The following is a 12804-nucleotide window of genomic DNA, read 5'->3' as shown; positions in this document are numbered from 1 at the left end:
TCACGAGCATTTTTGTGAAATATAACGGAAAAGATGCAAGCATATGACGTGCAAAGCCGCCAGGTGCTCTTTGTGCGGTGTTGCCTTAAATACAGGAGTAAAAAAGGGACTGTTTCCGCAACAATCCCTTCTTCATATTCCAATGATTTTTCAGGCTTCTGCCGATTTGGATTCCGGCTGACCCAGTTCCAGGTAATAGTGGTTCAGATATTCGTGATAGGATTCCTGGAATTCCTCATTATTTTTCTTGAGCTTGTACAGATATTTGTGGATATTCTGCTGCTCGTCAATTTCAATGAGCACCCCGGCGATATTGGAGCAGTGATCTGAAATACGCTCGATGTTCGTGAGAAGATCCTGGTAAATATACCCCAGTTCAACCGTGCAGGATTCATTTTGCAGTCGCTTGATGTGCCGGTTTTTCAGTTCCAGATTCAAAGTGTCGATGACTTCCTCCAAAGGTTCCACCTGGTGTGCAATGGACAGATCGTCCTTTTCAAAGGCAGCGAATGCCATGTCCAGCGTTTCCAGCAGCGCATCGCACAAAATGCGCAGTTCTTTTGCAGCATCGCCGGAAAAATGAATATTTTTTTCATGAAGCTCATGGGCAGATTCCATGATATTCACGGCGTGGTCGCCGATACGCTCAAAGTTGCCGATGCAGTGCAGCATTTTAGAAACTGTGCGGCTGTCCTTAGAGGCAATGCTGTGCTTACTGATACGCACCAGAAATGCATTGAGCTTGTCCTCGTATTTGTCGATCCTGTCCTCGTTCTCCTGAATCTGTTCTTCTGTACTCTTGTTATATTCGAACAGCATATCAATGGCAAGTTCCATGGTTTTCTTGGACAGCTCTGCCATTTCCACTGTCACACCGCGGCATACCTCAATGGCAACTGCCGGTGTATTCAGCAGGCGTTCGTCCAGAAGAGCACGCTTTTCCTTTTCTTCCTGTTCCTTTTTGCTGTCCCGGATGAAGAAATATGCCAGTTTTTCCAGCTGTTTTGTAAAGGGCAGCAGGATCACTGTTGTGACAATATTGAAGATCGTGTGCACCAGAGCCACTCCGGCAGGGTCGATAGACGATTCCACAAAAGCAAAATCCAAAAGCCAGTACAGCAGGTAGAAGATGGGCAGAATGATCAGAGTACCCAGAAGATTGAAACAGATGTGTACCGCAGCCACACGCTTCGCACTGCGGTTCACGCCGATACTGGAGATCAGGGCGGTGACACAGGTACCGATATTCTGTCCCATGATGATGGGAATTGCCATGCCATAGGTGACCTGTCCAGTCAGAGACAGTGCCTGCAAAATGCCCACAGAAGCTGCCGAACTCTGAATAACACCAGTGAAAACAGCACCCACCAGAACACCCATAAGGGGATTCTGAAATGCAGTGAGCAGATTCGAGAACTGCGGCGAATCTGCCAGGGGACTCACAGAATCACTCATAAGGGACATACCTGTCATGAGTACGGAAAATCCCACCATAATGCGCCCGATATCCTTGGTACGGTTGTGCTTTGCCATCATGATCATAATGACACCGATGAGGGCAACAATGGGGGAGAAGGATTCCGGTTTCAGCATCCGCATAAAGATGTTGTCGCTTTCGATACCCGAAAGGCTCAGGATCCAGGCTGTCAGGGTCGTACCGATATTGGAACCCATCAGTACACCAATGGTCTGGCTCAGCGCCATAATACCGGAGTTCACCAATCCTACCAGCATAACAGTCAGTGCAGAAGAGGACTGGATGGCAATGGTAATACCCATACCCAAAAGCAGACTCTTGAACTTGTTGGAGGTCATTTTTTTCAGAACAATTTCCAGCTTACCGCCAGCGAGTTTTTCCAGCCCGGAGGACATGACATTCATGCCGTACAGAAAGAATGCCAGACCTCCGAGAAGGGTGATCACAGAGAAAATATCCATGGGTCTCATACTCCTTACATTTGCGCCGTATGATACGGCGTTTTTACCAATTGTTATTATAACGGGACAATGTAAAGTCCAAAGGGCGGCTATGTAAAATCTGTGTAAAATATAGGGAATGTTGTCGAGAAGGAACAGGCGGTTTTTTACGCTTTAAGATATCGTAGATTTTCCTTGCATTCCAGTTGACATTGTACCCGGAAAATGGTATAATATTTGTAATCACATACAGGATTTACAGCGGAACGGTTATGCGTTCTGCATCCAAATCATATGATCGGAGGACTGTGTAATGAAACGGAGAATCGGAATCTTAACCAGCGGCGGTGACTGCCCGGGACTGAATGCCACTATTCGCGGCGTGGCAAAGGCATGCTATGAAATGCTGGGAACAGAAAATGTGGAGATCGTGGGCATTTCTGACGGCTATTATGGTCTCATCCACAACATCTGCAAGGAAATGAAACCGGATGATTTTTCCGGCATCCTGACACGGGGCGGCACCATCCTCGGCACAAAGCGTCAGCCCTTTAAGATGATGAAAGTCATCGGCGATGACAATGTAGACAAAGTGAAAAACATGAAAAAAACCTACCAGGATCAAAAGCTGGACTGCCTGCTGACCCTGGGCGGGAACGGCACCCATAAGACCTCGAAGCTCCTGGCAGACGAAGGTCTGCACGTGATCGGTCTGCCGAAAACCATTGACAATGACATTTTTGGTACAGACGTTACTTTCGGGTTCCATACTGCTGTGGACATTGCCACAGATGCCCTGGATCGTTTGCACACTACGGCAAACAGCCATTCTCGAATCCTTCTCTGCGAGATCATGGGCAACAAGGCTGGCTGGCTGACCCTTAATGCAGGCATCGCCGGAGGTGCAGATATTATCCTGATTCCAGAGATTCCCTATGATATTGACAAGGTCTGCAAGTCCGTCCTGAAGCGCAGCGAAAGCGGCAAAAATTTCTCCATTGTCGCTGTCGCAGAAGGCTGTTTCGACAAAGAAGAAGCAAAACTGAAAAAGAAAGAGCGTGCAAGACTGCGTGCAGAAGCAGGTATGACCACAGCTACCAACCGCATTGCAGCCCAGATCCAGCAGAATACCGGTCTGGAGGCACGTGTCTGCGTACCGGGTCACATGCTCCGCGGCGGCAGCCCCAGTGCCTATGACCGTATTCTAGCGACCCAGTTTGGCGTTTATGCAGCCGGTCTCATTAAGGAAGAACACTATGGCATGTCGGTGGCTAAGGTGGACGGCAGGATCACAGCAAATAAGCTGGATGACATCGCCGGAAAAACAAAGTTCGTCACGCCGGAAGATCAGTTGGTGCGGACAGCAAGAGATTTGGGGATTTCTTTCGGAGATTAAAAAACATATTTTGCATTTTCCATTCATTTTTCAAAACAGAAAATGAGGATTTGCTGATGAGTGCGAAGGAAAAAGCAATGATTCTTCTGGATCGTATGACAGAAGAACAATTGCAAGGTCTGCTCATGATGTTTCAAAATCTTCTGGATCCGCCGGATTTTCCGGAGGAGGAGCCAGATGAGGTGGATAGAGCATTGATTGCTGACAGTAAAGTGGACAATGATGAATCCATGTCGCTGGATGAATTTATAAAAGAACTGGGGTTTGTTCCGGATGATCTACGAGCATAAGATCAAGAAAAAAGCAATGTAGTTCATTCAGAAACAGGAACCCAAACAGCAGAAACGAATCTTCAAGGCGATTTTTGCTGTGCCCTTTTCTGGTGATATCAAAAAAAATGAAAGGCGAAGAGAATCTTTATCGGCTGTGTGTTGGAGACTATCGCTTTTAATTTGAGATGAACGAAAAACACAGGAAGTTACTCTGATCAGTATAACAGATGCAGACAACAGAGGACAAATCTACAAATAAATCAAAAAGATACCCCACTGGTTTTCAAAACTGAATCCAGTGGGGTATTTTGTTTCCGGAAAAAACCATCAGTCCAGAAAATGCACCGATTCTGCCCATCTCGCATAGGATGGAATGCACATACCATGAAACATGTGCAGAAAGGAGCGAGAACTTATGCAGAATCAATACGAACGTATGCAGCAGATGTCAGGGATGCAACGGAATCTGCTGCGCGACTATCAGCCGGCAGAGTCAACGATGGCTGCAATGCCCAGAGAATCCGAAAAGCATACGGCGCTTTCGCCGTTTCCGGAACAAACACCACCGGGTATGGCATATGTGCCCTTCCAGCAATGGGAAGAACCCTATGATGCTGACATGGCATTTCCTGTGGGGACGATTTTTCCGGCGTTAGATTTCCCATATCGCGGAGGTGGTTCTTGTGCATGAGAAGCAAAAGCTGCTTTCCATGATCCGAAAGTATGACTTTGTTCTGTATGAACTTCAATTATATCTGGATACACATCCACACTCCCCGGAAGCCCTGCGTATGTGGAAGAATTATCAGTCCATGCGGCAAAAGGCGGTCTCTTCCTACGTGCGGCAATTCGGACCCATTCAGCCTATGCAGGCAGAGGGAAACGGCTCATGGGACTGGGTGGATGGTCCCTGGCCCTGGGAAAAGGAGGCGAACTGAATGTGGGTCTATGAAAAGAAGCTGCAATATCCCGTAAAGATCAAAACCCCTAACGCCAGAACGGCGAAGTATATCGTGTCACAACTTGGCGGCCCCGACGGTGAACTCGCTGCCTCTCTCCGTTATATGAACCAGCGGTATGCGATGCGACAGGATAAAGTGAAAGGTCTTTTAACGGATATTGCAACAGAAGAACTTGCACATGTGGAAATAATTTCCGCCATCCTGTACCAGCTGACGCAAAATCTCACGCCGGAACAGATCAAGGAGGCTGGATTTGACACGTACTTCGTGGATCACACGCTGGGAATCTATCCCCAGGGTGCCTCAGGCGCACCGTTCACTGCGGCATATTTCCAGTCCAAGGGTGATCCCATTACCGACCTCACCGAAGATCTGGCGGCAGAGCAAAAAGCACGCAGCACCTATGACAATATCCTACGTCTCTGCGATGATCCGGATGTGCGGGATCCCATCAAATTCCTGCGGCAGCGTGAGATCGTGCATTTTCAAAGGTTTGGCGAAGCGCTACGGCATGTTCAGGATGATCTGGACGCAAAGAATTTCTACTGCTGTAATCCATCTTTTGATTCCAGCTGTGGGAAAAAGGCGAACCGCGTGAGAAAAATGCGATAATATAACAAAAAACGGCTCGTGTCGATCTGATACGAACCGTTTTCATATTTTCATAATTCTTTTAGCTGAGATCAACGGAGAAATTCCCGTCAGCATCCACTTTTAATTTCAATGTTTTGATATACTTCTCATAGAAATTCATGATCTCTTTTTCGTCCGCTTCGATTCTCGCTTGCTCAAATAAAGTATGTGCCAGTTCCTTTCCATTGTACTCCAGAATGTGGGGGAGGCAATTCCGCAGTTCGTTGATCAGCACCGCTCGTTTTAATTCATCAATATAACCGGAACAAAAATCATCCAAAGAACAGTAAAAGATTCCATGTTCCTCCAAGGCATCCTTGATGGCATTGCCGCATTTTGCGTATTCGATCATAACCAAAAAATCCGCTTCCGGCAGCGAAGAGATCAGTCCCCAATAATCCGAGTCACTAGAGAGCAGAATGAAAGAAGAAACATCATCCCGGTAAAATTCCCGGCAGATCCCGGCAGTTACGCGGATATCCACCAGCGATTTCCGGTCAGTAACACGTTCCACCTCAATATGTTCCACAGGGATGCTGACAAATTTGTCCAGATAATCCCACCCATTTGTGGTATGGGTATCGTCATATAGAATAATTTTATGTATTTTTTGAATTTCTGTCTGATTTAAGCTTTTGAGTGCACCATATAATTTATAGACATCAGAATTTTCGCAGTCCACCACTAATACAGTTTTGTAACTTTTTTCAATGAAATCATAGATATTGTCTTTGACATCGTTGACAACGCCCTTATACTTGCTGGAATCTCCGAAGTAATCGCCATTCATTTCGTATAGCATTTCCAGGAATTTGCCGTCTGTATAAAGAATATTGCCCAGGTCTTTTGGTTTCCAATGGAGATACATCTGATAGGGATACCAGTCAATATGCTCCATATATTTTTCAAATTCGTATTTTTGATTTTCTCCTTTTGTATACTTGGGAATCAGAAAAAGGTCTTTGATATATTCCCAGGCGATCCAATCGGGAAAGAGCGGCCGACATTTTTCCACATTGGCGCTGATAAGCTGATTGAAGTGCAGGGAATAATCCGAGGCACGTTTGTTTGCCAGAATGATTTGAAAGCCCCATCGTTCCAGCTGACGGATATTTTCAGTATCAAACCATTCGATGCGGTCAATATTGGTCAGATCATAACGCAGAAAATTGTCCGTTTTTGTAAAATGGCGCATGAGCATGGTGCGCAGTTTGCAGAGATAACGCAGTGTTTTTGCATCCTGACTTTGCTCCAATTCACTCAGCAGATCAGGACAGTCTTCCATATAGGACAAGACCCACTGATTTTTTCGTACGCCAATGAGGTAAGCGATCGTTGCAACGATTGTTTTAGTATCTGTTCTCATTTTGTATCTCCTTTTGTGTCAGAATAAAGGCAGTACCGCACAAAGATTGTATTTCAGATGAACTCTACGAGCATAAACTTTGTCAGATTTTTCGTCAGATGAAACAAAAAGCGCAGTGAATACTTTGTGTATTCACGAGCATTTTTGTGAAATATGACAGAAAAAATGCAAGCATATGACGTGCAAAACCGTCAGGCGTTCTTTGTGCAGTGTTGCCTAAGGTCAATTACAGCATTTTCAGTGACAGAATGACAGTATATCCATGTATCTAGTATACACAAAACTACCCGATTCGTCAACCGCATTTTTTCGTAAAAAAACACATATTTTGTTTGAAATGCTCATATTTTCGTATTTTGTCCCATTGTTTGGAGCATTAACGCACTGGCTATTGGGCTGCATCGCATGGCATTATTTCCATTGCATCATTTGCTGATATTAGAAAAGCCTCACAGACTCGGAAAAATCCGAAACCGCAAGGCTTTTTCAAAAAATTAATTGGCGGAGAGTGTGGGATTCGAACCCACGTGCCCTTTCGGACAACTGCATTTCGAGTGCAGCTCGTTATGACCACTTCGATAACTCTCCATTGGATTTCAGCATCATCATGCCGTATATTTTTGTCACTTCTGGGAAACCACAAAAGCACAGCTATTATTATAGCATATTCAATTTCAAATTGCAAGTCTTTTTTTGAAATTGTTGACTCGCACAAAATATGACAGAATTTCCAACTTGGATTTGTTCTATTTGTGGTTCTTTTTCAAATTCCATGCAGATTGCTTGACTTATTTGTCGAAAAGGATTATAATAAAGTGTATTTTTCTATTCCGACAGAAAACCGCATACTGTTTTCTGTTCTGAGGAGAAAGGATTTTGAGAATGAAAAAGTTTTTTGCGAGTTTGTCCCACAATGCAAAGATCACATTGATCACTTGCGGCTGTTTTGTGATGCTGACCATGCTGATCCTGATTTTCTTGATGCTTTGTCCTATCCAGGAAAGCAGTTCTGCCAATTATGTCAATGATTCTCTTGTGGTGACAACTTCCGTAACGGAAAACACGCTTGCTGCAACAGAAGAGGCCACGGAAACCACAAAGTTTGCACGAAAAACTACCGATGCCCATCGCAAAACGACTGCTGCTTCTCATACAAGAAGAACAGAAGCAGTTGAAAATAACGATACCGAAGATCCCAATGCATATCAGACTCCCGCATATAATGAACCAGATACGCCTGCATATATTCCTGCAACAACGACAAAATCACACTGGACTTCCACAGCCCCGACAGTGACTCAGCCTGTTACAGAAGCACCCGTTCCTGTTGTGACGGAATCCCCGGCGCAGACAATTCCTCCGGCACAGGTACCGGACGAAACGCTTCCCATTCCGGATGATGCAGCTTCTTACGATTGATACAAATCTAATTGACCGGATCTGCGTCGGCAGGTCCGGTTTTTTGCACGCTAAGGCAACACCGCACAAAGAGCGCCTATCGGCTCAGCACGTCAGATGTACAATCTTTGTGCGATATTGCCCTAAGAAATGGGGTTATGTTACATGAATACACAATCGATATGGTTCCGGGCAGTGCGGCTTGTGTTCCTGCTGACTGCCGGAAACTGTACTGCGCTGTTTGCTCTTTGGCAGGATGCACTTGCCTGGAAGATTCTGCTGGGCATTATGAGCGGCATCGCATTCCTGTTCTTCTGCTTTGCCCATCCGCATACACTGGCAGGAGAGAAAAAACTGGCGTCTCTGGCGCATGGATGCAGTCTCCTTCGGACAGGTGCCGCTTGGTTCTGCCTGGAGATTCTTGCGATCATCACTCTTGCACTGTGGTCGCCGTGCAGTCTGGTTATCCAGCTCTGCAATGTAGGTGTTTTTCTGGCACTCTGCTGGCTATGGCTGTTTATGGGTCTGCTCCACGTGGCGCTGCGCTCCGCACAGGTAAAGCTTCCCTGGCATGTGGCGTTATTTTTCTGCTGGTGGGTGCCGGTGCTCAATCTGTTTCTGGTAGTATATATTTACCGCACTGCCCAAAGAGAACTGCACTTCGAATGCGCAAAGGCGGAGCTGAACCAGGTACGGAAAGAATCCGAAATATGCAAGACACGCTACCCGATCCTCATGGTGCACGGCATCTTTTTCCGGGATTGGCAGTTTTTCAATTACTGGGGACGTATTCCGGCGGAGCTGATTCGCAATGGCGCAACCGTTTTCTATGGTAAGCAGCAATCCGCCCAGTCTATTTCCGGAAGCGCCCGGGAGCTTGCTATTCAGATCCAAACAATCTGTGAAACGACTGGTGCGGAAAAGCTGAATATCATTGCCCATTCCAAAGGCGGATTGGACTGCCGCTGTGCCATGCAGGAATACGGTGCGGCGAAATACGTGGCATCCCTGACCACCATCAACACACCCCACCACGGCTGTGGCTTTGTGGATGATCTGCTGAAGAAAGTCCCGTCTGGTGCTGCACAGTGGATCGCCCGGCGGTATAATGCCATTTTCACAAAGCTAGGGGATACCAGCCCGGATTTTCTAGGCGGCGTACAGGAACTGACAGAGGAAAGCTGTCTGACATTCCATAAAAGCCATCCCTGCCAGCCGGGCGTTGCCTATCTTGCAGTGATGTCTAAAATGAAAAGCGCCCGTTCTGCACCGTTTCCTCTCTGGCTGGGGTATCTGCTGAATAAACGCAGGGGCGGCGAGAATGACGGGCTTGTGCCAGTGGAATCTGCACGGCTGGAAGGAGTTCCTTTTGCCATGATACCGGAAACAAAAAAGCGTGGCATTTCTCACGGTGACATGATCGACCTCATGCGGGAAAATATTCCCGGTTTTGATGTGCGGGAATGGTACAGCCAGCTGGTACAACAGCTGAAACGGAATGGATTTTAACCGAAGGGAACGTCAGAAATGAGAAAGCGCATTTTACAATACCGCAAACGAATCGACGCATTATTACAGGAGCTGCCGGAGGGAACAGACTGGGCAGATGTTCTCAGAGAGCATTTACAGCAGATCGCTTTTTTCCAGCACGAACGGCTGGTGCATCTGATCGTCACCATGACAGTTGCCCTACTGACCCTGCTGTCCATGGGTATTGCCCTTGTGACCCAGATCATGACCCTGCTTCTGCTGACAGCAGTGCTGGCTGTTCTATTGATCCCGTACATTCTTCACTACTATCTGCTGGAAAACGAGGTGCAGAAAATGTATATGCAGTACGACCGTTTGTTGGAACTGGCGCGGGAATGTTCAGGAGAATCCTGTGTTATGAAAGACGGATATATTACCGAGACGTAGGGACACGGCGTGCCGTGTCCGTTCATCTCCGGACAAAAGCAGCAGGGACGAACATGTACCGTTCGCCCCTGTTTTTTCTTATTTGAAATCACAATAGCTTATCCGACAACATCCACCGTACCCTCCAGCATGGAATCATCCAGCTGCACTTCCGGTTCTTCTGTCTCATTCTCTGTCTCCATCTCCGGAACCGATTCATCCTCTACAGATTCCGCAGCAGGTTCGACCGGCTTTGCAGAGGGTACGATCTGCTCTGCCACACGTGCCGTCAGTCCGTTGATCTCCACTGCCGGGTCATCCAGGTCAATGAGGAGATACCGTCTGCCGTTGACACACTGGGTACGCACCTTGTCCGTAGCGTCCTTGCCGATGGAAATGGTAATACCGTCCATACTGATAGTGGTTTTGCTCTCCACCAGGTTGTTGACGGTAATGGGCTTGTCTTGAGTTGCCTCCCGGTATGCCATCTGCATTTCCTCTGCTTTTTCCTGGCTGACACCGGAATCCAGCAGAATATCCCGCACATGGATATCATCCACAATGGGCAGATCTGGTTCGTTGGCATATTCCGCCGCAATATCCCGGAGCTTTTCGTTGACGCCGGTAATCACAGAATAACTCAGTTCATCCGCCACGATTTCCTGCATCATACTCTGGAATGTCTCTTTCTGTTCCTGTGCAGTCTGAGTGAAATTACAGCCCAGCACACGCTCCACAATGCTGATGTTCACATCCTTGGGCTTATGGGCGGAATACAGCACATGGTTCACATCAGGACCTCTGCCGGTGAAGGTAGGATACAAAAAGCCGTCTGTGGGAATTTCTGCCACAATGCGGTCATAGACATTTTTCTTTTCTATGGCATTCTCGTCCTCGTTATAGATCAGCCCGTCCACACGCACTTCCACCGGACAGATAGCCGTAACCAGGAAGTGATATTCGTGGCTCTGGTAGGGGTCGATCTCGTCGCTCTTGGACTTCTGGAATACGGTATATGTACAGTGTCCCACCAGAACGGCATAGGTGGAGATATAATCCATATTGCGAACGACCTGCTCCATAAGCTGGGTAACAGCATTTTCGTCCTCCAGCTTGGTATTCAGCGCCTCATAGAGAATTGCCTGGCTGCCGCCTTCTTCATAGGCTTCGTTGGGAAATTCGTATTCCAGCAGTCCCTTTCCCAGTGTACCGGCGAGGACACGCTTGAGGGTCGCCATAAGGCATTCGCTTTCCTCGGAGGGTATATTGTGATAGGCACGGCTGTTCTGGCAGCGGATATTCTTTTCCGAATCCACAAACGCCGTTGCCACGTGATTCAGCACAAACAGATCGCTTGTCTCGGAAAAATTCTTGCGGATTTCGGCTAGTTCTTTTTTGTTCATGTTCTTTCTCCTTGTCATTGCGTTTGAATGAACTTCCTGTCTGTATGACATTAAGGCATGGATTCCCCTAGATGAAACGCCTCACCCAACGCCGGATTTCCCTCAATTGCCCCCATTTCCCGGACACCCCTGACCAGAACTGTTCCGGCATTTTCCAGGTGAAAAAAATCCAACACAAGCTGATACTGCGTGAGGATGGCATCAAATACCGCCGGAAGTTCCGCCCCGGCTACCGCCAACAGCGCCAGCTTTTTCACCCGGAATGTATTGCGCATGGGCGTATGCAGACGGTCAATGACTGCTTTCAGCTGGGCACTGACACCGTAAAAATAGACTGGCGTTGCAAGGACGATGACATCCGCCGCAGCCAGTTTCGGATAAAGCTTCTGCATATCATCCTGCTGCACACAGGTATTTCCCTCTCGCTGAAAACAGGCGTTGCAGCCTGTGCAGGGATGCACATGATAATCAGCAACAGACAAAGTTTCCACATGATGATGCAGCTTTGCTCCGTCTGCAAATGCTTTTGCCAGCAGGTCAGTGTTGCTATTTCTGCGGACACTGCCGGTGAGAATGATGATGTTGCTCATGCGTTACCTCTGTTTGTGACTTTCAAATTGCTCCAAAAGTCTCGCCGTCGGCGCAACCGGCAATCCCACCACGCCGTAATAATCCCCCTCGATCTTTTCCACCAGAAGCGCACCATAGCCCTGTATGCCATAGCCGCCAGCCTTGTCCAGTGGTTCACCAGTGGCAGCATACTCCCGGATCTGCGCATCTGTCAGGGAATAAAAGGTCACCTTTGTCTCCGTCTGAAAGGAACTGACTCTGTCTCCCTGCGCCAGTGCCACACCGGTAATAACTTCATGGGTTTTCCCGGACAGTAGCCCCAACATCTCCACAGCACGCTCCGGTGTCCCCGGTTTTCCCAGGATCATGTCTCCCAAAATCACCGTAGTATCCGACCCCAGCACCACTGCATCCGGATGTTCCGCTGCCACTGCCATTGCCTTTTTCCGTGCCAGATATTGTGCCGCTTCCCGTACAGACAACGCTGGCGGCAGGGATTCGTCCACAGCTGCCGGACAGACCGTAAAGTCCGACCGGATCAGCCGCAGCAATTCCTGCCGCCGCGGCGAAGCTGACGCTAAGATCAGCCCCATCAGAGCACGTCCTTCGGGTCGTAGTGGGGTTCCTTGAAGATATGTTCACTCTCGGTGACTTCCTCCCGGAATACGTCCTGCCACTCCTGAGGTGTGAAATCCTCCACCGCTACAGAAATGTGGTCTCCATTACAGCCGATGGCATCCACCAAAGCTGCTGCCACTTTCTCAGCAGCCAGTTGTTTCTGTTCGTTGGTTCTTCCTTTTAACATTTTTATGGTAATATGCGGCATATTCCATTCCTCCTGTAATTTTTTCGGTGCACACACCGTTTCTCCTATCATACCATATTTTCATCAAAAAAGCAAGGGCTGGTTTTTTAAGGAAACACCGCACAAAGAGTGCCTGACAGCTTTGCACGTCATATGCTTGCATCTTTTCCGTCATATTTCACAAAA

14 protein-coding genes and 1 tRNA gene are annotated in these 12804 nt (G+C 47.6%); 8 read left to right on the top strand and 7 right to left on the bottom strand.

The genetic code is table 11. The features are described from left to right. Positions 1 to 150: 150 nt before the first annotated feature. Positions 151 to 1938 (bottom strand): Na/Pi cotransporter family protein, encoded by a 1788-nt coding sequence (locus Q0418_RS10980; protein ID WP_298484177.1) that lies wholly within the window; start codon positions 1936 to 1938, stop codon positions 151 to 153. Positions 1939 to 2230: 292 nt separating this feature from the next. Between Q0418_RS10980 and Q0418_RS10975 the strand changes: the two genes are divergently transcribed. The 5 genes from Q0418_RS10975 (at position 2231) to Q0418_RS10955 (ending at position 5159) form a co-directional block, all read left to right on the top strand. After that, the gene (locus Q0418_RS10975) at positions 2231 to 3313 is read left to right on the top strand and encodes a 6-phosphofructokinase (protein WP_298484176.1); all 1083 of its coding nucleotides are present in this window, start codon (positions 2231 to 2233) and stop codon (positions 3311 to 3313) included. A gap of 56 nt (positions 3314 to 3369) precedes the next feature. Further along, positions 3370 to 3603, top strand: coding sequence for a hypothetical protein (locus Q0418_RS10970; RefSeq protein WP_298484175.1), 234 nt, complete (start codon positions 3370 to 3372; stop codon positions 3601 to 3603). A 397-nt stretch (positions 3604 to 4000) separates the two neighbouring features. Further along, positions 4001 to 4276 carry a spore coat associated protein CotJA gene (locus tag Q0418_RS10965; RefSeq protein WP_298484174.1) on the top strand — a complete coding sequence of 92 codons (276 nt, stop codon included), beginning with the start codon at positions 4001 to 4003 and terminating at the stop codon, positions 4274 to 4276. Then, positions 4269 to 4523, top strand: a complete 255-nt coding sequence (locus Q0418_RS10960) for a spore coat protein CotJB (protein WP_298484173.1) — start codon at positions 4269 to 4271, stop codon at positions 4521 to 4523. The genes Q0418_RS10965 and Q0418_RS10960 overlap by 8 nt, the downstream gene beginning before the upstream one ends. Beyond that, the gene (locus Q0418_RS10955) at positions 4524 to 5159 is read left to right on the top strand and encodes a manganese catalase family protein (RefSeq protein WP_298484172.1); all 636 of its coding nucleotides are present in this window, start codon (positions 4524 to 4526) and stop codon (positions 5157 to 5159) included. Positions 5160 to 5220: 61 nt separating this feature from the next. Here Q0418_RS10955 and Q0418_RS10950 read toward each other — a convergent pair whose 3' ends face one another. Continuing rightward, complete coding sequence (locus tag Q0418_RS10950; RefSeq protein WP_298484171.1) at positions 5221 to 6546, bottom strand: NYN domain-containing protein; 1326 nt, start codon at positions 6544 to 6546, stop codon at positions 5221 to 5223. 499 nt (positions 6547 to 7045) lie between these two features. Then, positions 7046 to 7134: transfer RNA gene (locus Q0418_RS10945), tRNA-Ser, on the bottom strand. A gap of 294 nt (positions 7135 to 7428) precedes the next feature. Between Q0418_RS10945 and Q0418_RS10940 the strand changes: the two genes are divergently transcribed. The 3 genes from Q0418_RS10940 to Q0418_RS10930 all read left to right on the top strand — a co-directional run bounded on the left by Q0418_RS10940 (position 7429) and on the right by Q0418_RS10930 (position 9861). After that, positions 7429 to 7965 (top strand): hypothetical protein, encoded by a 537-nt coding sequence (locus Q0418_RS10940; RefSeq protein ID WP_298484170.1) that lies wholly within the window; start codon positions 7429 to 7431, stop codon positions 7963 to 7965. Between the two features lie 144 nt (positions 7966 to 8109). Then, positions 8110 to 9453: a triacylglycerol lipase gene (locus tag Q0418_RS10935; RefSeq protein WP_298484169.1), complete on the top strand. Its 1344-nt coding sequence runs from the start codon at positions 8110 to 8112 to the stop codon at positions 9451 to 9453. A gap of 18 nt (positions 9454 to 9471) precedes the next feature. Next, on the top strand, positions 9472 to 9861 hold the full coding sequence (locus tag Q0418_RS10930; protein WP_298484168.1) for a hypothetical protein: 390 nt from the start codon (positions 9472 to 9474) through the stop codon (positions 9859 to 9861). A 98-nt stretch (positions 9862 to 9959) separates the two neighbouring features. Here the strand turns inward: Q0418_RS10930 and Q0418_RS10925 are convergent, their stop codons facing one another. From Q0418_RS10925 to Q0418_RS10910, 4 genes are read right to left on the bottom strand one after another with little or no spacing between them, the layout of a single operon-like run. Continuing rightward, a complete protein-coding gene (locus Q0418_RS10925; protein WP_298484167.1) occupies positions 9960 to 11243 on the bottom strand; it encodes a DUF4317 domain-containing protein in 1284 nt (427 codons plus the stop codon). Positions 11244 to 11293: 50 nt separating this feature from the next. Next, a complete protein-coding gene (locus tag Q0418_RS10920) occupies positions 11294 to 11833 on the bottom strand; it encodes a flavodoxin family protein (protein ID WP_298484166.1) in 540 nt (179 codons plus the stop codon). A 3-nt stretch (positions 11834 to 11836) separates the two neighbouring features. After that, positions 11837 to 12406 carry a nucleoside triphosphate pyrophosphatase gene (locus Q0418_RS10915; RefSeq protein WP_298484165.1) on the bottom strand — a complete coding sequence of 190 codons (570 nt, stop codon included), beginning with the start codon at positions 12404 to 12406 and terminating at the stop codon, positions 11837 to 11839. Then, the gene (locus Q0418_RS10910) at positions 12406 to 12639 is read right to left on the bottom strand and encodes a tautomerase family protein (RefSeq protein ID WP_298484164.1); all 234 of its coding nucleotides are present in this window, start codon (positions 12637 to 12639) and stop codon (positions 12406 to 12408) included. The genes Q0418_RS10915 and Q0418_RS10910 overlap by 1 nt, the downstream gene beginning before the upstream one ends. Positions 12640 to 12804: the final 165 nt, after the last annotated feature.

The sequence above is a fragment of the uncultured Ruminococcus sp. genome, from assembly GCF_937915125.1.
GTDB lineage: Bacteria > Bacillota > Clostridia > Oscillospirales > Ruminococcaceae > Ruminococcus_C.
The sequence above is the reverse complement of the archived record's forward strand: the minus strand, read 5'-3'. Positions and strand labels throughout refer to the sequence as shown.

Excerpts from the sequence above, each read along its gene's own strand:
- Q0418_RS10980 (WP_298484177.1), bottom strand. The coding sequence starts at position 1,938 with ATGGATATTTTCTCTGTGATCACCCTTCTCGGAGGTCTGGCATTCTTT.
- Q0418_RS10975 (WP_298484176.1), top strand. The coding sequence starts at position 2,231 with ATGAAACGGAGAATCGGAATCTTAACCAGCGGCGGTGACTGCCCGGGA.
- Q0418_RS10970 (WP_298484175.1), top strand. The coding sequence starts at position 3,370 with ATGAGTGCGAAGGAAAAAGCAATGATTCTTCTGGATCGTATGACAGAA.
- Q0418_RS10965 (WP_298484174.1), top strand. The coding sequence starts at position 4,001 with ATGCAGAATCAATACGAACGTATGCAGCAGATGTCAGGGATGCAACGG.
- Q0418_RS10955 (WP_298484172.1), top strand. The coding sequence starts at position 4,524 with ATGTGGGTCTATGAAAAGAAGCTGCAATATCCCGTAAAGATCAAAACC.
- Q0418_RS10950 (WP_298484171.1), bottom strand. The coding sequence starts at position 6,546 with ATGAGAACAGATACTAAAACAATCGTTGCAACGATCGCTTACCTCATT.
- Q0418_RS10940 (WP_298484170.1), top strand. The coding sequence starts at position 7,429 with ATGAAAAAGTTTTTTGCGAGTTTGTCCCACAATGCAAAGATCACATTG.
- Q0418_RS10935 (WP_298484169.1), top strand. The coding sequence starts at position 8,110 with ATGAATACACAATCGATATGGTTCCGGGCAGTGCGGCTTGTGTTCCTG.
- Q0418_RS10930 (WP_298484168.1), top strand. The coding sequence starts at position 9,472 with ATGAGAAAGCGCATTTTACAATACCGCAAACGAATCGACGCATTATTA.
- Q0418_RS10925 (WP_298484167.1), bottom strand. The coding sequence starts at position 11,243 with ATGAACAAAAAAGAACTAGCCGAAATCCGCAAGAATTTTTCCGAGACA.
- Q0418_RS10920 (WP_298484166.1), bottom strand. The coding sequence starts at position 11,833 with ATGAGCAACATCATCATTCTCACCGGCAGTGTCCGCAGAAATAGCAAC.
- Q0418_RS10915 (WP_298484165.1), bottom strand. The coding sequence starts at position 12,406 with ATGGGGCTGATCTTAGCGTCAGCTTCGCCGCGGCGGCAGGAATTGCTG.
- Q0418_RS10910 (WP_298484164.1), bottom strand. The coding sequence starts at position 12,639 with ATGCCGCATATTACCATAAAAATGTTAAAAGGAAGAACCAACGAACAG.